At 37.0% G+C, this 19746-nt stretch carries 21 protein-coding genes and 1 other RNA gene; 2 read left to right on the top strand and 20 right to left on the bottom strand.

The annotated features are described in order from the left end of the window. Positions 1-38: 38 nt before the first annotated feature. The 5 genes from AADH04_RS06670 to rnpB all read right to left on the bottom strand — a co-directional run bounded on the left by AADH04_RS06670 (position 39) and on the right by rnpB (position 6499). Entirely contained in the window at positions 39-1403 is a 1365-nt protein-coding gene (locus AADH04_RS06670; RefSeq protein ID WP_434779460.1) for a lipase family protein, read from the bottom strand. Then, positions 1403-1984: a hypothetical protein gene (locus AADH04_RS06665; RefSeq protein WP_434779459.1), complete on the bottom strand. Its 582-nt coding sequence runs from the start codon at positions 1982-1984 to the stop codon at positions 1403-1405. The genes AADH04_RS06670 and AADH04_RS06665 overlap by 1 nt, the downstream gene beginning before the upstream one ends. 777 nt (positions 1985-2761) lie before the next feature. After that, on the bottom strand, positions 2762-4819 hold the full coding sequence (gene metG / locus AADH04_RS06660; protein WP_434779458.1) for a methionine--tRNA ligase: 2058 nt from the start codon (positions 4817-4819) through the stop codon (positions 2762-2764). A gap of 233 nt (positions 4820-5052) precedes the next feature. Continuing rightward, positions 5053-6105 carry a 3-deoxy-7-phosphoheptulonate synthase AroG gene (gene aroG, locus AADH04_RS06655; protein ID WP_434779457.1) on the bottom strand — a complete coding sequence of 351 codons (1053 nt, stop codon included), beginning with the start codon at positions 6103-6105 and terminating at the stop codon, positions 5053-5055. Positions 6106-6144: 39 nt separating this feature from the next. Further along, an RNA gene (rnpB, locus tag AADH04_RS06650) (RNase P RNA component class A) lies at positions 6145-6499 on the bottom strand. A gap of 268 nt (positions 6500-6767) precedes the next feature. Between rnpB and folD the strand changes: the two genes are divergently transcribed. Both folD and AADH04_RS06640 read left to right on the top strand, forming a co-directional pair. Next, the gene (gene folD / locus AADH04_RS06645; RefSeq protein WP_434779456.1) at positions 6768-7643 is read left to right on the top strand and encodes a bifunctional methylenetetrahydrofolate dehydrogenase/methenyltetrahydrofolate cyclohydrolase FolD; all 876 of its coding nucleotides are present in this window, start codon (positions 6768-6770) and stop codon (positions 7641-7643) included. 53 nt (positions 7644-7696) lie between these two features. Continuing rightward, complete coding sequence (locus AADH04_RS06640) at positions 7697-8266, top strand: hypothetical protein (RefSeq protein ID WP_434779455.1); 570 nt, start codon at positions 7697-7699, stop codon at positions 8264-8266. A gap of 54 nt (positions 8267-8320) precedes the next feature. On the opposite strand, the gene ilvC is transcribed toward AADH04_RS06640, so the two are convergent. From ilvC to AADH04_RS06565, 15 genes are all read right to left on the bottom strand, one after another. Next, positions 8321-9334, bottom strand: a complete 1014-nt coding sequence (gene ilvC / locus AADH04_RS06635) for a ketol-acid reductoisomerase (RefSeq protein ID WP_434779454.1) — start codon at positions 9332-9334, stop codon at positions 8321-8323. Between the two features lie 66 nt (positions 9335-9400). Beyond that, positions 9401-9892, bottom strand: coding sequence for an acetolactate synthase small subunit (gene ilvN / locus AADH04_RS06630; RefSeq protein ID WP_434779453.1), 492 nt, complete (start codon positions 9890-9892; stop codon positions 9401-9403). Between the two features lie 13 nt (positions 9893-9905). Continuing rightward, on the bottom strand, positions 9906-11663 hold the full coding sequence (gene ilvB / locus AADH04_RS06625; RefSeq protein WP_434779452.1) for a biosynthetic-type acetolactate synthase large subunit: 1758 nt from the start codon (positions 11661-11663) through the stop codon (positions 9906-9908). Between the two features lie 556 nt (positions 11664-12219). Continuing rightward, positions 12220-12618, bottom strand: coding sequence for a hypothetical protein (locus tag AADH04_RS06620; protein WP_434779451.1), 399 nt, complete (start codon positions 12616-12618; stop codon positions 12220-12222). A 10-nt stretch (positions 12619-12628) separates the two neighbouring features. After that, positions 12629-13060 carry a hypothetical protein gene (locus AADH04_RS06615; protein ID WP_434779450.1) on the bottom strand — a complete coding sequence of 144 codons (432 nt, stop codon included), beginning with the start codon at positions 13058-13060 and terminating at the stop codon, positions 12629-12631. A 24-nt stretch (positions 13061-13084) separates the two neighbouring features. Further along, positions 13085-13333, bottom strand: coding sequence for a hypothetical protein (locus tag AADH04_RS06610; RefSeq protein ID WP_434779449.1), 249 nt, complete (start codon positions 13331-13333; stop codon positions 13085-13087). A gap of 113 nt (positions 13334-13446) precedes the next feature. Further along, a complete protein-coding gene (locus AADH04_RS06605; RefSeq protein WP_434779448.1) occupies positions 13447-13914 on the bottom strand; it encodes a hypothetical protein in 468 nt (155 codons plus the stop codon). Positions 13915-14156: 242 nt separating this feature from the next. After that, on the bottom strand, positions 14157-14555 hold the full coding sequence (locus AADH04_RS06600; RefSeq protein ID WP_434779447.1) for a hypothetical protein: 399 nt from the start codon (positions 14553-14555) through the stop codon (positions 14157-14159). Positions 14556-14566: 11 nt separating this feature from the next. Next, positions 14567-14803 carry a hypothetical protein gene (locus tag AADH04_RS06595; protein ID WP_434779446.1) on the bottom strand — a complete coding sequence of 79 codons (237 nt, stop codon included), beginning with the start codon at positions 14801-14803 and terminating at the stop codon, positions 14567-14569. 51 nt (positions 14804-14854) lie between these two features. Beyond that, positions 14855-15253 carry a hypothetical protein gene (locus AADH04_RS06590; RefSeq protein ID WP_434779445.1) on the bottom strand — a complete coding sequence of 133 codons (399 nt, stop codon included), beginning with the start codon at positions 15251-15253 and terminating at the stop codon, positions 14855-14857. 58 nt (positions 15254-15311) lie between these two features. Next, on the bottom strand, positions 15312-16481 hold the full coding sequence (locus AADH04_RS06585; protein WP_434779444.1) for a hypothetical protein: 1170 nt from the start codon (positions 16479-16481) through the stop codon (positions 15312-15314). Positions 16482-16617: 136 nt separating this feature from the next. Further along, positions 16618-17820 carry an MFS transporter gene (locus tag AADH04_RS06580; RefSeq protein ID WP_434779443.1) on the bottom strand — a complete coding sequence of 401 codons (1203 nt, stop codon included), beginning with the start codon at positions 17818-17820 and terminating at the stop codon, positions 16618-16620. A 164-nt stretch (positions 17821-17984) separates the two neighbouring features. Further along, a complete protein-coding gene (panD, locus tag AADH04_RS06575) occupies positions 17985-18368 on the bottom strand; it encodes an aspartate 1-decarboxylase (RefSeq protein ID WP_434779442.1) in 384 nt (127 codons plus the stop codon). A 36-nt stretch (positions 18369-18404) separates the two neighbouring features. Next, the gene (locus AADH04_RS06570) at positions 18405-18869 is read right to left on the bottom strand and encodes a threonine/serine exporter family protein (protein WP_434779441.1); all 465 of its coding nucleotides are present in this window, start codon (positions 18867-18869) and stop codon (positions 18405-18407) included. Next, the gene (locus AADH04_RS06565; RefSeq protein WP_434779440.1) at positions 18869-19648 is read right to left on the bottom strand and encodes a threonine/serine ThrE exporter family protein; all 780 of its coding nucleotides are present in this window, start codon (positions 19646-19648) and stop codon (positions 18869-18871) included. The genes AADH04_RS06570 and AADH04_RS06565 overlap by 1 nt, the downstream gene beginning before the upstream one ends. Between the last annotated feature and the right edge of the window lie 98 nt (positions 19649-19746).

Genomic DNA, 19746 nt, shown 5'->3' with positions numbered 1-19746 from the left:
TACGTCAAAGATCCTGACGTCACTAGATTTCCATAAAATCAGGCAAATTTTATACCACCATGTTGTTGCTGATTCATCTGCATTTGTCTGTCCATCTCTTTTTGCTGATTCTCAATACCCAACTGATCATGCAGCTGATTGGCTGCCAATAAAGTTTGTTCAGGATTGACTTTAGAGGCTTCAATCGCATCAACAGTGGCAAAGTCACGTCTATTGGCTGAGACAGCATAAAGGACGTTCTCTTTTTCATTAATACCAATATGAGCAATTTTATCCGCACTCATACCTTTTTCAACACAAGCATAAGTGGTTGCAGCAATCATTGGTGCTGCCCATTTACCTGCACCTTTGTCTGCTAGTTGGGGGCCTAAGCTAGATTCTAACTTGGCATAAATACTCTTCACATCATTATTTATAATATCGTTTAAATCACCTTTGCCTTTTTTTTGAGCATATAAGGTTGATTTTTCTTGTGAGTGATCGGTGTTGTCAGATATTATTTTTTTAAAGATCGATTTAGATGGAAAAAATGCATCTGAAACTTTATCGGCAACCTTTATGTTTCTTAGTATGGGGCCTCTATTGGCCTTAATTTCATTACGGTATTCATTAATGGTAGCGGCTTCTTTTTGAGCCAATTCCTTTGCCTTAGGGTCTGATAAAATAGAAGGGCCCTTTTCATTAGTGAAATTAGGCATATTATGTGCATTGTGTTTGGAGCCCATAAGATCTTTAGCGGCACGCCACATTTGATTATTACCTGGCTTCCCATCACCATAATGATGGTTTTTTAAAGATTCAATTTCTTTAGGACGAGCATAAATGACATTTCTACCAAAATGATTATTGGCCGCACTAACCACATCACCCGCCATCATATGGTTGGTGACTTTACCATTGTTTTGAAAAGGGACTGTTTCTTTATTGCCATATAGATCCGTATATTTTAAACCTGCTGCACCATAAGCATTAAAGGTTTGGGCTTTTAAACCATATTCAAAAGCAGACACTTGGGCTAATGCACCTCCTAGAGAATGGCCTGTAACGGTTACTTCGGGAGCCTTACCCGTTTTAGAAGCTTCTTTTTGAGCAAATCCTAAAGCCATTTCAGTTAACTTTAAAGCATGAGAAATTTGAGGGTTGGTAAATTTAGAAGCCATTTCATGATCGGCAGCCACATCACCTTTTTTAGTAGGTTCAGTGCCTCGATGGGCAACAATAATTTCACCAGTATCTACTTTTTGATAGATGGTTCCTTGATAATCAGTTTTTTTATCTGAAGAGTGCGCTAATATTTTATAGTTGCTACCGTTTATTGCATAAACACGTTCAACTTTAATTTCTTTTTGCTCTTTATACGCAAAATCAGCTAGATCAGCATATTGTTGTTGCGTGATGGCCATTATTTTAACTCCTCTAATTCAATATCAAAGGTAAAGTATTCTTCTGGTTTGAATAGACTTTTATTTAGATTACCTTGACTCAAATATTGATCAATTTTTATCTCTCTTGGGTAATCCTCTTTTAAATGATTCAACTCAATTTTTTTAGTCTGTAAATCTTCAGGGGTAATAGAGGCACTAAACAGAGTATCTTTGTCAGAACCTGTGGCTGAAAATAGAACATGTGCTCCCCAAAATTCCCATTTGCAGACACCTTGCCCATAGTAGTCTTCGTCTTTCATTGCATCCATATAAAAGTCCCCTTGATATTTATTGGGTGCAATTTTTTTAAAATGAAGAGGAATATTTTTGTCAGGTTTACCCGAAGCCTCTGGTGTACCCGCTAAAATATAAGAGCAGTTTTGTACACCATAATGAGCAGAGGTATCAGATATAGCCAAAGGCCCAGGTGCATTTTTAATGGTAATGGTCATTTGATAATGCTGTTGAGGATTTGGATTCAGTTGAAATCGTTTTTCTTCTGCTTCTTGAGTGGAGACAGGTAAAGTCCGTTCTCCATTATTGACTTCATTTTGATTCATAAGTGTATTCCTATTGTTACAGCCAGTCAGGAGCAATAAAGAGAGAGAGAAACAAAAAAATAATGAACGCACTATTCGTGTCCTTTAAGCATAAATTTTTTATTAATCGGGCATAATAGCTTTTCCTATTATAAAAAGCAATAATAAATGTTAGGTGAATTTTATTTTTGGGTAATATATTATATCATTAAAATTACGTTTGAATATATATTTAAATTATTGAAAAAATTGATATTTTTATTAATTTGAAGTCGTATTTTTAACTCTTAGAGAATATAAATTTTTCACTTTTTTCTCATAGCCATAACAAATAAAGTTATGGTCATTACGGGTACTGCCAAGTAAATGCTTTGCAGTTTAATATTAAACCATGAAACTACAAATATTAGTGGTACAGAAATTACTAGGCCATCCTTCACTTCAGGCAACGAGTATTTATTTACATACTTTTTATGTAACAAAACTTAAACTAAATTCAAATTTGATCATTATAATGAAATTGTGCTATGGAAATTTTTAGGCAAAAAATAGTACAAAATCATTTTTTTAGTTTAAATATATAGTATTTATATTTTTGTATAACAACACATTTAAATAAAAATTATTAATAAATGTAGTCATTGAATTTCCTGTAATAATAAAATCAAGAGAATTTATTGTTTTTAAAAAAATCGTCACAAAAACTATTTGGGCTCACACAATTATTGAATACACACCTCTATTATTATGTAGCCATTTTAAAACCAATAATAGAGGTGTATGTTTTTTGATGATGTCTTAACTGATGCGCATGCCTGCTTTTGCGCCACTGTCAACATCAAGTAAGAATAATCCTTCTGAGTCATCCTGACCACTGGCACAAACAATCATGCCTTCTGATACCCCAAAACGCATTTTGCGAGGTGCAAGGTTGGCGACAACTACAACTTGGCGTCCAATCAGCTTCTCTGGTTCGGGATAGGCTGATTTAATCCCCGAAAAAATCGTTCGTTGTTCAAAGCCTAAATCAACAGTGAATTGTAGTAATTTATGGCTACCTTCTACTGGCTGACAATTTAATACGGTGCCAATGCGTAAGTCTAATTTGGCAAAATCATTTATTGTGATGATGGGCGCCAATGGTTCGTGATCGGTAGGCTCAGTATTTGTTTGTGTCTGAATAGATTGTTTATTGCATTCAATCAGTTGCTCAATCAATTGGGGGTCAATGCGTTGCATTAAGTGTGTATAAGGGTTAATTTGTCCATATAGGTAAGTTTGTGCATCAGCCCATGTTAAATTTTGACAGTTAAGGAACTGTTCTACTTGTTTGGCTACTTGAGGTAATACAGGTTTTAAGTAAACGGTCAGAATTTTAAAGGCATTGATTAAAATAGAGCATACTTCATGTAGGCGCTCTTCTTGTCCTTCTTGCTTTGCTAACTCCCATGGTTTATTGGCATCAACAAATATATTGACTTGGTCTGCCAAAGCCATAATGTCTCGCATTGCTTTACCGTATTCTCTACTTTGATACGCTTGAGCGATGGTGTCCGATGCGGCTGATAAATTGTGTAATAAAGCTGTGTCATGAAGTCTTGTGCTCAGTTGTCCATTAAAACGCTTGGTTATAAATCCTGCTGCACGCGCGGCGATGTTAATGTATTTGCCAATTAAGTCACTGTTGACTCTACTGATAAAATCTTCTAAATTTAAGTCAATGTCTTCAATTTTGCTATTAAGTTTTGCTGCCAGATAGTAACGTAACCATTCTGGATTTAAACCGCATTCAAGATAAGATTTTGCCGTAACAAATGTGCCGCGTGACTTGGACATTTTATGTCCATCTACTGTTAAAAACCCATGGGCAAATACTGCTGTAGGGGTTCTTAAATTGGCAAATTTAAGTGTTGCTGGCCAAAACAGTGCATGGAAATATAAAATATCTTTGCCAATAAAATGATACATTTCTGTTGTGCTGTCGACTTTGAAAAATTCATCAAAATCGATATTATTTCTTGTGCAGAAATTTTTAAAAGCGGCCATGTATCCAATTGGTGCATCTAACCAAACATAAAAATATTTACCAGGTGCATCTGGGATTTCAAAGCCAAAATAAGGAGCATCTCGTGAAATATCCCAGTCTTGTAATCCACCTTCTAGCCATTCATTCATTTTGTTTAGAGCTTCAGGCTGTAAGTGTGGTTGGGTTTGTCCATTACTTAATGTGGTTGAACCATTTGTCCAAGCAGTTAAAAATTCAGTACAGTCCCCAAGTTTAAAGAAGTAATGTTCGCTTTCTTTGAGTACGGGGGTGGCACCCGAAATAGCAGAAAATGGATTGATCAACTCTGTTGGGCTATAGGTTGTGCCGCAAACCTCACAATTATCACCATATTGATCTTTTGCATGGCATTTTGGACATTCGCCTTTGACAAATCGATCAGGTAAAAACATGTTTTTTTCAGGATCAAATAATTGTTTGATGGTTTTTGTGGTAATTTTATTATTGGCTTTTAGTGTTTTATAAATTTCTTCAGAAAATTGGCGATTTTCTTCGGAATGCGTTGTGTAATAATGATCATATTCAATTAAGAACCCTTTAAAGTCAGCAAGATGAGAAGCTTGTACTTGAGTAATCAACTCTTCTGGGGTTAGACCTTGTTTTTGGGCCGCCAGCATAACAGGTGTGCCGTGAGTGTCGTCAGCACATACATAATAACATTGATGATTGTTTAGTTTTTGGAAACGAACCCAAATATCTGTTTGGATATGTTCAACCATATGACCAAGATGGATGTCGCCATTTGCATAGGGTAGGGCACTGGTTACAAGAATTTTTCTTTGAGTAGTCATAGTCGCTTTATATAGATCAATAAATAATATGATTGATTATAACAGAGCAACAATTAAAGCACGATGATTGTGAAAGCTAAGCATTAGATAAATATCAAGCTGTTGTACGGTTTAATGAGGGTCATGAAACATAATGTGTCATTGTAGATCAGGTATTTTGTTAAACAGTAAGAATGAAAAACACCGCCGGTCATATTTAATGGTGACCAGCGGTGTGATGAAAGACATTTCATTTATTTTATACGGATTTTGACTGCATCTGCTAAAAGTGCCAACAGTTTTTCGGTGTCTTCCCAACCAATACAAGCATCTGTAATGCTTTGTCCATATGTTAATGGCTCACCATCTTTTTGATCTTGACGGCCTTCAACTAAATGACTTTCTACCATAACCCCAAAGATCGCATGGTCGCCATTTTTGATTTGATTGGCGACATCCTGTGCCACATCCATTTGACGTTTAAATTCTTTATTACTATTGGCATGGCTAAAGTCAATCATGACCTTTTGAGGCAGTTTGGCTTTTTCTAAATCGGCTATTGCTTTAGTAATATGTTCCGCACTGTAGTTTGGTTCTTTTCCGCCGCGTAAAATCACATGACAATCAGGGTTGCCACCTGTGGCAACAATAGCAGAATGTCCACTTTTGGTGACAGATAAAAAGTGGTGTGGGTGACTGGCAGAACCAATAGCATCAATGGCAATTTTTAAATTACCATCGGTGCCATTTTTAAAACCGATTGGGCATGATAATCCAGAAGCCAATTCTCGGTGTACTTGGCTTTCTGTTGTGCGCGCACCAATTGCGCCCCAACTGATTAAATCAGCAATATATTGTGGGGTAATCATGTCTAAAAATTCGGTAGAGGCAGGCATATCCATATTGTTTAGATCCAACAATAATTTACGAGCACGTCGCAAACCTGCATTAATATCAAAGCTGTTATCAAGATGTGGATCGTTGATTAAACCTTTCCAACCAATGGTTGTGCGTGGTTTTTCAAAATACACACGCATGACAATCAACAGTTCTCTTTCATATTTTTGGCGCAATACCAATAGTTTTTTTGCATATTCGAGTGCAGCATTAGTGTCGTGAATAGAGCAAGGGCCTATGATGACTAAAAGGCGGTTATCTTCTCCATGGATTTGTTTGCTGATTTGCTCGCGTGTTTGATAAACCAGATCTGCAGCATGCTCACTAATAGGTAGCTCGTAAAGATGAGCGATAGGGGGTAAAAGTTCCTGCGTTTCTTTTATTCGGACATCATCTGTTTTTTTGAACATGTTGGTTTATCCCTTAAGCTGTATTGTTGTCATAGTGTGTACAAGAGTAAATCGATAAGCCGGGTTCTGTCGTTGGACAGTCATTCATCTAGCCTTGTGATTACTCACACGGTCAAGCAACCTACCCGAAAGCGGTACGAGCAGCACCATGGCTTTCTGTTTGGTCTTGCTCCAAATGGGGTTTAGCCTGCCACAAGCTGTTACCAGTTGTGCGGTGTGCTCTTACCACACCTTTTCACCCTTACCTGTTCGTATAATACGTCATCGGCGGTTTTGCTTTCTGTTCCACTTTCCGTCGCCTTTCAACGCCCAGCCGTTAGCTGGCATTTTGCTCTATGGAGCCCGGACTTTCCTCCCCATGCTTGATGCATGCGGCGACTGTCTGATTTACTCTTGTACAGTAGTAGTTTAGCAGATTGTTTGTTTAGATAACATGATTAATAGGTGCTTTATACATGATCTGCCAGATAACTGTGTAGTTTTGGTTTCATCATGGTGTGACTTAGATTTTTCAGAAATAACACAATAAGAAAAATAGGTGCTTCATTTTTTGTTGTTTGAAAACGTTGTGATGCATGATGAAGATTGTTTGATGCACATTATGTCAAAAAATGAGAGAATAGACTCTTTTTCATTATTCTTGGAAGATGTGATACAAAGCTATGAGTGCACAGATTATTGATGGTAAAGCAGTTGCGCAATCTCGGGTTGCACTGGTTCACCAAAAAGTATTGGAAAGACAACAACAAGGAAAAAGAGCCCCCTCTTTGGCTGTAATTGTTGTGGGGCATGATCCTGCAAGTGCTGTGTATGTGCGCAATAAGAAGTTGGGATGTGAAAAAGCAGGTATTCGATCTTTATCATACGAGTTACCAGAACACACCACTCAAGAAAATTTATTGGATCTGATTGATCAGTTGAATCAAGATTCTGAAGTAGATGGTATTTTAGTGCAATTTCCATTACCAAAACATATTGATAGTCAATATGTTTTGGAGCATATTCATCCAGATAAAGATGTAGATGGTTTTCATCCTTATAATATGGGACGTTTGGTTGAAAAAATCCCTGTGTTGCGTCCTTGTACCCCTAAAGGAATCATGACGTTGCTTGAGCATTATCAAATTGATGTTAAGGGTAAAAAAGTGGTGATAGTGGGGGCTTCTAATATTGTTGGTCGTCCTCAAGCTTTAGAAATGTTATTGGCTAAAGCAACAGTGACTATTTGTCATTCAGCAACGGTTGATTTACCAAAAGAGGTCGGGTTAGCTGATGTTTTGGTTGTTGGTGTCGGTAAACCTGCTTTTGTTAAAGGAGAATGGATTAAACCCGGTGCAGTTGTGATTGATGTTGGGATTAATCGTTCAGAATCAGGGAAATTAACGGGTGATGTTGAATTTGAAGTGGCAAAAGAGCGAGCCAGCTTTATTACACCTGTGCCAGGAGGGGTTGGGCCAATGACAATTGTCACCTTATTGGAAAATACTCTGGCAGCTGCACAGTTACATGATGAAGGTTTGATGATTAGAGGTATTTAATCATCAAAGAATATTTATTATTTGATTCTTTATAAGACTATTGGTTAATGTGAATGTGGAATTTTTTTAAAGATTGTTTGAATCTGTTTTTGCTGCGTTTTCAGCCTTTAACGCATTATCGCTATCATTGGACAACTATGATTGGCGTGATTAGTGCGTTGGGGGTGATACGTTATGCCACAACTTATATGTTATTAGGTAAAGGCGCCCCTATTTTGGTGTTTTGTATTATAGTGGATTTGGTCAGTTGGCTTGTATTAAGTGCAACCATGAATATAACCTTACCGCGTTTTTGGGGGGCTCCGAAATTACCAACATTAAATTTTATTTTGGTGACAGAAGCACTTATTTTACCGTCTTTGCTGTTTATTTTTCTGTCTGCTGATGTAAACAATGCGTTGAGTTTCTTTTTAGTCAGCTGGCGTTTTTGGGTACAAATATTTGGCCTGTCTATTCTCAGTGGCGCGTCTTTATGGAAGGTGCTGATTAGTTATTTGGTTTATTTCTTGGTATTCTCTATTATCATGATGTTTGTTTTGGGTATTTTTGTGGCATTAGGGGTATTTGATTTACAAGAAATGATGACTCGGATTCAGCAAATGCAAGAAGCAGCAGGCAGATAAGATAAAAAAGGCATCGAAAGATGCCTTTTTTATTGAGAAACAATTGATCATCAATTAGTTTTTATCTTGATCGACTAATTTGTTTTTAGAAATCCAAGGCATCATTGCACGAAGTTTATTGCCAACCACTTCAATTGGATGCTCTGAGTTCAGACGACGACGCGCTGTCATTGAAGGGTAATTGGTTTTACCTTCTAAGATAAACATTTTGGCATAATCCCCATTTTGAATGCGGGTTAATGCGTTTTTCATGGCTTTTTTGGTTTCTGGGGTAACCACTTCTGGGCCTGTCACGTATTCACCAAACTCTGCATTGTTTGAAATAGAATAGTTCATATTGGCAATGCCGCCTTCGTACATTAAGTCAACGATCAGTTTTAGCTCATGTAGACACTCAAAATAAGCCATTTCAGGAGCGTAACCTGCTTCAACCAATGTTTCAAAACCTGCTTTAACCAGTTCAACTGCACCACCACACAATACCGCTTGTTCACCAAAAAGGTCTGTTTCAGTTTCTTCTCGGAAATTGGTTTCAATAACACCACCTTTGGTGCCGCCATTGGCCATTGCATAAGATAAAGCCATGTCTTTTGCTTTGCCAGATTGATCTTGATATACAGCAATCAGTGTTGGTACACCGCCGCCTTTTAGGAATTCACTACGTACAGTATGGCCTGGGCCTTTAGGGGCAACCATCACAACATCTAAATCTTGACGAGGAACGATTTGGTTGTAATGTACATTAAAGCCGTGGGCAAACGCCAATACAGCCCCTTGTTTTAGGTTAGGTTCAATTTCTGCGTAATAAACGTCTGGTTGGTTTTCGTCAGGCAATAAAATCATCACAAAATCAGCATTTTTAGTTGCATCAGCAACAGTATGAACTTGATGACCAGCTGCGACAGCTTTATCCCAAGAGGCGCCTTTACGTAAACCAATGGTGACATTGACACCAGAGTCTTTCAAGTTCGCTGCATGCGCGTGGCCTTGTGAACCATAGCCAATAATGGCTACTTTAGTACCTTTGATTAGAGAAAGATCAGCGTCTTTGTCATAATAAACTTTCATTGTGTTTCCTTTTTTAAGTAATAAAATGCCCATTGTCATTGAGATGACATGGTTTAAATTGGGGGGTTAAATTCGAAGTGTCCGTTCACCACGTCCAATACCAGCAGCACCTGTTCGAACGGTTTCTAAAATCAGACTACTGTCTAGTGTTTCTAAAAATGCATCTAATTTTTCTGTGGCACCAGTTATTTCTATGGTGTATGTTTTTTGGCTGACATCCACAATATTGCCACGATAAATTTCAACCAAACGTAAAATTTCATCACGGTCTTTACCAACAGCCCGTACTTTTACCAGCATCAATTCACGTTCGACAAATTTTGCTTCGTTTAAGTCAATCACTTTAACCACTTCAACTAATTTATTCAATTGTTTGGTGATTTGCTCAATTTGCGTCTCTGAACTGGTGGTGACGATGGTCATACGTGACAAAGTAATGTCTTCTGTAGCTGCAACACTTAAGGAATCAATGTTGTAACCACGGGCAGAAAATAAACCTACCACACGAGAAAGTGCACCAGATTCATTTTCTAATAAGACAGAAAGAATGTGTCTCATTTTGGGCTCCTTCTCAGGGTAAATTGCCGTAATCACGGCTGCGTTCGTCTTCGGTAGTTGTGTCACTCATATGAGGTGGTAAATCCATCTCATCTAAGCCCTTACCATTGCCTACCATAGGGAATACGTTTTGAGAGCGGTCGGTAATGAAATCCATAAAGACCAGACGATCTTTTAATTTAAACGCTTCAATTAACGCAGGTTCTACCTCAGAAGGTTTTTCAATTCTCATGCCAACATGTCCATAGGCTTCGGCTAATTTGACAAAGTCAGGTAATGAATCCATATAAGATTGAGAATAGCGGTTGCCGTAATACATTTCCTGCCACTGGCGCACCATCCCTAAGTAACGATTATTTAAGTTAATGATTTTTACAGGGATGCCATATTGATTACAGGTAGAAAGCTCTTGAATATTCATTTGAATAGAACCTTCACCAGTAATACACGCAACTGTTGCCTCTGGCATGGCTAGTTTGGCACCCATAGCATAAGGTAGACCTACCCCCATTGTGCCTAATCCTCCCGAATTTAACCACTGACGAGGGCGGTTAAAAGGATAGTACTGAGCTGCAAACATTTGGTGCTGACCAACATCAGATGTGATGATGGCATTGTTTTGTGTGACTTTAGCTAAAGTTTGAACCACGAATTGCGGTTTGATCACGTCTTCATCTTGGTCAAAATACAGGCAGTTTTGAGTGCGCCAGCCTTCAATTTGTTTCCACCATTTTTCTAATGCAGCTGTATTTAATTGAAGATTATCTTTTTTCCACCCATCGATTAAATCATGCAAGACACTCTTTACATCACCCACAATAGGGATATCTGCTTTAACTCGTTTGGAAATACTTGAAGGATCAATATCTATATGAATGATTTTTTTACCATTTGCATAGAATTTGCTGGGGACAGACACCACACGATCATCAAAACGTGCACCCACAGCAACCAACACATCACAATTTTGTGTGGCTAGATTGGCTTCGTAAGTGCCATGCATTCCAAGCATACCTAAAAACTGTTTGTGCTCAGAAGGGTAAGCACCTAACCCCATTAATGTTCCTGTGCAAGGAACACCTAATAGTTGTACAAATTCTTTTAATTCTTCGCTTGCGTTACCCAAAACAACCCCACCGCCAAAATAAACCATAGGACGTTTGGCGCTGTTAAGCAGTTGCAATGCTTTTTTAATTTGCCCTGTATGGCCTTTGCTAGAGGGCTGATACGAGCGAATATGAACATCCTCAGGGTAATGAAACTTGGTTAATGCCTGAGTGACATCCTTTGGTACATCAATCACAACAGGGCCAGGGCGTCCGCTTTTGGCGATGTGAAACGCTTTTTTAATGGTTGATGCTAAATCTTTTACATCAGTGACTAAAAAATTGTGTTTCACACAAGGGCGTGTAATCCCAACCATATCCACTTCTTGGAATGCATCTGAACCAATAGCGGGAGTCGCTACTTGTCCAGAGATAATCACCAATGGAATGGAATCAGAATAGGCTGTTGCCACACCTGTTACGGCATTGGTCGCACCAGGACCTGATGTGACAAGTGCCACACCTACTTCATTACTACAACGAGAGTAAGCATCTGCTGCATGTACAGCCGCTTGTTCATGGCGAACCAGAATATGTTGAAATTGATCTTGTTTGAATATCGCGTCGTAAATTTCTAGAACGGCCCCACCGGGGTAACCAAAAATATGTTTTACGCCTTCTGCTTGAAGACATTGCACAAGGATTTGTGCACCTGATATTTGCATATAAAACCTCTTTTTTCGTAAACACAAGGTAAATGGCACCAGATTACTTTGTCGGTGTGTCTGTAACACAGCTTATTGAAACAACGATTTCGGGTACGCGAATTCAATAAGTGTGACAACAGCAAAAAAGTACAAACATTTACAATGGTAATTTAAGGGTTCTCTTTTAGAACTTCATTGAAGAGAGTGGATAAAAATAGCGCAAGCGGATGGGGTGCGTCAAGTGATTTGTGTGTTCAATTAGATAATTTGTATTATTTATGTTTAATAAAAGTGAAATTTTGCTATTTTATTGTTTTTGTTGGACAAAAAGTCTATTTTTTGGGGTGGGATATTGAGTGAATTTATCCAATCTTGTAAAGGGTTGTTATGAATGTTCAGGATGAAATGATAGCAGGCTGCACTTATAAACAATATCCCACTCCTGCAAAGCAGTAATGACACCCGTGCCCTTATTAGCAAAGGTTTTGCTCTGTTTTGGGCTACTAGACTAAATAGGTGTTTTGGCAATCAACCCTGTGTGTGTCCCTGAATTGATAAAAAATAAAATGAACTGTTAGCAGTAAAGTATTTTGTCATTCTCTTTGTCATATAAATGAGGCCCATCCGCGGTTAGAAGCTCAAAAAAAACTGATTCAACCCAATGTTCATATCCTGCTTTTGCTTCAACCTTTTGTCGTTTTTTCCATTGATGATAAATACGCTCAGAAAAATAGATGCAATATACCTCTAAACCGATGCTTCGTGCTTTTTCAATTAATTTGTCTGAACGTTTGTGTTGGGGAAACTTTGCGATGTTAATGGTCGTTTGTTTATTGAATATGGTATTGGGTATCAAATCAAACTCAACATAATCTAAATATAAATCAATAAAAGAACCAAAACCACGCAAAAACGAAGGTTTATTCGATTTGGCTGTAAAACGATTAAAATGATTATTTGAATATTCTGTCATAATGGTCATTCTATAGAGATAATAAATACATTAAAGCGCAATGGTATTTATTTAATCGTAGTAAGTCTTTTTGAGTGAGTTCATGGGGTATTCTTGCAATATTTAAATTGTCTTTTAAATCCGCTATTTTTACTTGAATAGCCAAACGATTTGTACTGACCCGTTGAATAAATTGTTCGTATGGTTCTTGTTCTTTTTTTGTTAATACATTTAATGCATCTATTATTGTTTGATCAAATCCAAGTTGTGCTATTTGTTCTAAGGTGATATCAGAATCTTCTACAACATCATGTAGTAATGAAATAATTTGCATTGTTTCATCAGAAAAGCGCATCATTAAACGTAATGGGTGCAAAATATAAGCCTGCCCACCTTTATCCACTTGGCCTTTATGTGCATCTAGAGCAAGCTGTAATGCTACTTCTATCGGTTTTTCTTGCATTTTTATACCTATACTAAATAATACTTATTTACCTTGCTCATATTGCTCTTTAGAAATTTCATCTCCAAATAATAAAACTTCGTTATATAGTTTATTATTTATAGGAACTAAACTTTCTTCTTGCTCATTATAAAATTTTCTATATGCTTGTTTTTTCGAAAAATCCCATCTAAACATAACTTCCTCTAGATCATAATCTATATATATATCGCGTGTGGCTAATTGGGCACTACTTTTTATTCCCATATTAAAATTTGCCTCTAATATCGTCATAATGCTTACTGTTTCAGCTTTGCTGTCTTTAATTAAGCTTACTTAGGGGGCTCTACCTTCATTTTAAAGCTTAAATCAAGGATATTGTCTACATGTTTAAGTTATAAAAATCATCACTTAAAAAAATTAGGCATAGGTGTTTTTACTTCATACACTTTTTCCATATCTTCTTTAGGTACCCATTTCCTATAAACTTCCCTATCTATCATTTCAAAACCTAAAGCTTTAGCTAAAGCTGTATCTCCAGTTCCTAAGTAATAATCTGTCTCATTTTCTGAGTTAATACCAAAACGATGACCTTTATATATAGCATATGGGCTTATGTCATATACTTCATTTATTTCTGAAGGATCAATTTCTTTTAAATAAACATTAGGTGAGCCTTTTTCTCTTGGAGGCAGTTCATACTCCACACCTTTAATTATCATTGTTTTCGGTCTTTCGTACAAATAAAAACCATTCTCTAGCTCCTTTGGATCCATTGACTTAATCCAATACTTTATTGGTTCATTTTCAAGAATAGTTTCTCCAATCTTATACTCTTTCCCCATATATGTTGTGTATGTACCATTTCTAATCATTTATATGTCCATTTAATTACTATTTAAAATAATTTGGCATAGGAGTTTTTTCTTCAAATATCTTGCCATCTGAATGTTTGCAACTTAAAGATTTTCTATTTTGAATCTGATTACAAAACAATCTTTTACAATTACAAATTTTGCATAATTATTGATAGTCTTTATAGAGGTTTTATTCACTATAAATTCTTTAATAGAAAAGAAAAATAAATTTTTTTGCATTTGAAATAATACAAATTTAACTACTTAAAATAATTTTCTTTGAGTTTTTTTTCCTCAAAAATTTTTTCTACATCCTGTTTCGCTACTGTTTTTACAAAATCATCTCTATCTCGAATATCAAAATTTAACTTATCTGCAATTGACCTTTGTTCTACTCTTAAGAAATAATGCTCAGTATCCTCTCCTTCAACGGAACATTTTTGCCCTTTGTATATAGCATAGGTATGAATTGAAAATACATCACCAATTTCTGCAACAGAAATAGTTTTACGGTACAAATTAGGATCAATTGAAAAATGCTCAAATCCATTTTGTTCATCTACAGCATTTGTACTGATTAAATTAACTGTATCTTTTGTATATTTTCCAATGCGATACTCTTCGCCCCTATATAACATATAAATATTATTTCTTATCATAACTTATACCTTTATTTTTTTTCAGGAATAAACCATTTCATATCTGCATCATACTTACCAACTAATTCCTCTTCTCCTTTATTCAAAGCATCTTTGCTGATTTCAACTAAAGTGTGTTCTGCTGCTTTGATTTTGCTCATTGGTGTCGGTTGTGCCAATGGGTGTATGATTACTTTAGGTGTTATTTGTGTGGGTGTATTTAACTGTGGCTGCTGGGCAAAGGCGCTTTTGGGTGGCTCTACCTTCATTTTAAAGTTTAAATCAAAGATGTTGCCTGCATGTTTAAGTTACAAAAATCATCACTTAAAAAAATTAGGCATAGGTGTTTTTACTTCATACACTTTTTCCATATCTTTTTTAGGTACCCATTTTCTATAAACTTCCCTATCTATCATTTCAAAACCTAAAGCTTTAGCTAAAGCTGTATCTCCTGTTCCTAGATAATAGTCTGTCTCATTTTCTGAGTTAATACCAAAACGATGACCTTTATATATAGCATATGGGCTTATATCATAGACCTCTCCAACTTCAGATGAAGTAACCTCCTTCAAATAAATCTCATCTTGTTCATCTTCTTTAATAAATCCTTTAGACTCATCTTTTTTATCATGTGAAACCAAAATATATTTACCATACCTGTTACGAAAAATTCTATATTCTGTTCCATTATAAATGGTATAAATTGCATTCCTCATCATAACCGTTCCTAATTTTACTTTGGAATAAACCTACCTTTAGACTCGCTAAATGTAGCAACTAATACTTCCTTTCCATCAACAACTTTATATAACTCTGCACCATCTTGTGATCATATTGATTTGGGTCGTAATGGTAGGCTTTGTCGGGTCTGATATTGGGAATGGCATGACCATCATCACCCCTGATGAGTTTTATCTGCTCTGTCGCCAGTAAATAACCATAGGCGGCTTTGGGGTTCTCTGGATCAAGCTTACGCCCTAGGCTTTCTCCTGTTTCGCCTCTTTGTGCAATAACGGGGAGGCGTTCTTTTTGAAAATACTCTTCAACACTTTTACCTTCTAATATGGCTTGTGGGTCTAGTGTTAAGCGATAACCATCTGTCAACTCTATTTTAATTTGCTCTCCAGTTACTTCAAGATGATTGATTACTGGAGGAGTGCCTGTATGTTGGTGAACACTTTTACCCACTGCATTGGCTAAATAAGGAAAATCTTTTTCTGAAAATTGGGCGGTTATCTTATCATCTATTGCATGATTTTGACGTAATAGCTGGGTAATCTGGTTTTCTCGCTCTTTATATAAGGGCGGACGTTCTGCTTGTAATTCTTCTTTAAATTGTTCTAGGTACTGATTGGGATAAATATGCTGCTGTTCATTACGTTGAGTAACAAAGTATAAATCTTGTTTTTTGTCATCGTAACTTAAAATCTTCAATTGTGGTGGATCACCTGCATATTGATGAATCTGTTTGGCCATTGCATCTTTTAACAGAGCCTGTTGTTTGGGACTCAAGTGATCTTTCAGCTGTTTGTCTAGGTTAAATAGCCCCAATAATTCATCAATCTGCTTTTGTCGTTCTGGATTAATATTTTTTTGTTGCCCCTCAGGCAATTCTGGCTGATGTTGTGCCAGTACTTTTTGAATATCAATATGAACTGGAAGGTCTTTGTCTAAATGGGCAAGCAAACTGCCATTGCTGATGGTGATCTTACCTTCTATCTTTTGTCCTGTTGGGCTACGAGCAACTTCTACAGCTAAGGCATCGGTTAATTGTTTTTGGTGTTCAGGGGGATAATCTTTAAGAGGGTTATCTTGTTGTAACTTTTGTTGCACCTCTTCAGTAGCCTCAGGCAGCTTTTGAGCAATACGCTGCTGCTCTTCTTGTTCACGCAACCAGCGTTGCTGTTGTTGAACTTCTAAGTCTATTTCTATTTGTGGGCGATCCATAATGGTAGTTTATATACAGAAGAAAATGACAAAAGGGCATTTATGGTAAAATAATTTTATGCATTTGTACACATGTTTGTTTCAACTTAAACGCTTTGCTGTTTAAGATAAAGGAGGATGATGTGGTTTATTTTATTTATAATAAGCGCATATTAACGGTTTTACGAAAACGAATATTGATGATTAAGGCCAGCACAACACATGCTAAAGCTGTACTTAGATTGAATGCGACAACATAATTGATGTTGATTTTTGCCAGAGTTGGCACAATAATCGGCACAATAAATACAGCTAAAGCCACCATGGTGTAGACAATACCTAAAACGGAACCTTTTCTTTTGGGAAATAATTGTGCCATGGTAATAAAGGCCAGTTGTAATACGCCTCCAGCAGCAGAAAATCCCATGCCAAAAGCAAGAATTTTGCACATCAAGTCAGTTTGGAATAGTAAAAAAGCACACAGGAGTATACTTGAGATCATTGGGTAAACAATTAAGAAAGTCACTGGTTTGACCAGTTTTTGAACCAAAAATGCGGTCACAAATACAGATAATAAAGAGCCTACACTATATAAGCTGACCAGCTCGCGAGCAGCTGTAGGATCCATGCCAATGGTTTGCATGGCAATTTTGGGTATCCATTGAGCAATGATTAAAAAAGTGGCGGTAGTAGTGAAGCCCATCAAGATCAAACAAATGCCTTCCAGATGCATTTTGGGTTTGCCAATTAAATAGGGGGCCAATTGTTCTTGTACATGTTTGTCTGCGCCTAAAGAAAGGGTGGCTGGGTATTTTTGTAAGCAAATAAAAAAGGCATTGATTGCCAATAAAATGGTAAAAATAATAAATGTCCAACCATACCAATAGCCATTATTTAAGAAATAATTCACCATAAATGGCAAAATAAAGTTGCCTGATGAAATAAATGCTTTGATTAATACATTTGCTGTCCCTGGGGTTTTAGGGAAACATTCCATTAAGGCAGGAGAAGAGCCTGTATCTAAAAAAGAATTCCCCATACCGCCAATAACGGCAAATGCAAAAGCTATGGCAATATTGGGGCTTGCTAAAATCCCCAGTAAAAAAACTATGTAGCTGAACACACCTAGTAAAACGAAGGGTTTTCGGCCAAATTTGTCTGATAATATGCCTGAAATAAAAATGACTAAAAATTTACCAAGACCATAACCTGATGCAACAAAGCCAATACCTTGTGCATCTGTATTCAATGCTGTTGCCAATACATCAATATTTTGAATAATGATGATTAAACAAACACCCTGAACAATATAGTTAATGTATATGGACAGTGCGGTACCGTAGCGATTATTAATAGACATAAAAGAAACTGTGAATAATAAAGTTTTTTGATGGTAACGTTAAATGACTATTTGTGTACAGCAGTTTTATTGTCACTTATATAAAGTGCTTATATTTTGAACCGAATGACTAATCTGTCGCTTTGATAGCGTATTTTGTCTTGATCTATAAATAAAGTGATTTTTTAAAGTGTTGTACAGGCTTTTTCCTGATACAGAATCTCTTCAATTTGGTTGTTTGCATCTAACACAACAACTTTGGGAGTATGATTTTTTGCTTCTTCTGCATTAAATAGCCCATAAGATATAATGATAATAATATCGCCTACTTGAACATGGCGTGCTGCTGCGCCGTTTAAACAGATAACGCCACTGTTTCGTTCGCCTGAGATAATATAGGTTTCAAGTCGTGCGCCATTATTGTTGTTGACAATTTGTACCCGTTCGTTAGGGAGCATATCAACTTGCTCTAAAATGGCTTCATCAATGGTGATGCTGCCAACATAATTTAAGTTGGCTTCAGTAACAGTTGCTCGGTGTATTTTGCCATTCATGAGGGTACGTAACATCTTTTTACCTTTGGTTTTTATTTGTATATTCTGTGATTATACACTGGGACGACGTCGATAAATCCAAATTCCAGGTAAGGATAAACCAAGTGATAAAGAACAGACAATAAAAGCGGCTTTTAAAAAATGAGTAACCAAAATACCCATTAATTCTGGGGAATAGCCTACGTGAGAAAGTTGTACCAATGAAATCATGGCTGTATAAGCGCTCACACCAGGAATCATGGGAATCACTGCGGCAACACTGACAACTTTAGGATGCGCTTCAAATTTTCTGGAAAAATGAATAGCCAGTGTGCCAATTAACATCGAGGCCAATAGAGTGCTCCATTCAATAATCAGGCCATTTGTGATGAGCAAATAACGGGTTCCATGTCCAATGGCACCCAAAAAAGCACAGTATTTAAGTAATTTGGCGGGTACATTAAAGACTAATGCAAAACCAACTGCCGAAATGGCAGCTAAAACCATATTGTGAATAAGTGTGAATAATATGTCCATTACACCCATCCTTTTATACCCAGTATGGATAAAGCAATGACTACCCCAATGCATGTGGTCAGCGCTAGGAGAGAGGCTACCGTCCAGCGGGCTATGCCTGTGTTGACATGACCTTTAAACATATCAGAAATAGCATTAATTAAAGGGAAACCTGGCACCAATAGTAAAATACAGGAAGCCATGGCGACTTCATGATTGGGAATCGGGAAAATACGAATAATCAAACCACATAATAAAGTGGCCACAAAGGCGGTAATGCCAAAACTGATAATCGGGTTAATGTGTATAGCCGTTAAGCGTTGACGCACAAACATAGCGACAGCCGCTGCAATAAAAGTAACCGATGCTTCTGCTAAACCTCCGCCTGCTAAACGGCAAAAGCAAGCACATGATGCACCAACCAGTAATATAACCAGCCAGTTTGGATAGCGGTTAGGCTGTATTTTGTTCAGTTGTTCTTTAACTTGTTGCCAAGTAAGTTGATGCCTTTCAGCACCAATCACAATATGTTGAACTTCGGCGACAACATGCATGTTGATTCCTCGATCAAGGCTTTTTCGAGTGGTGGTGAGGCAATGACCTTGGTAAATAGTGGTCAGAACAATTGCATTGGCTGAAATGGCACTTTCGACGCCTTCCATCTCTAATGCTAACCCAAGTCTTGTTGACAATTGTTCAACTAAGGCGGTTTCTGCGCCATGCTGTAAAAGCAGTAAGGCGCATTGGATACACAATCGAGTCACCTCATATTGTTGTTCCGGTATTTCATGTGTGCTCATTTTTATCTACTGACCCATTGTGTGAAACAGATAGAAAAGAGATCGCTAATTTATATTGTGTTTTTTATTATAATCAGTTGTTTATTAAAAAAACAAGG

This window comes from Neisseria sp. Ec49-e6-T10, assembly GCF_051132615.1.
In the GTDB taxonomy this organism is placed as follows: Bacteria; Pseudomonadota; Gammaproteobacteria; order Burkholderiales; family Neisseriaceae.
Note: the sequence above shows the minus strand (reverse complement) of the source record. Positions and strands in the feature narration are given on the sequence as shown.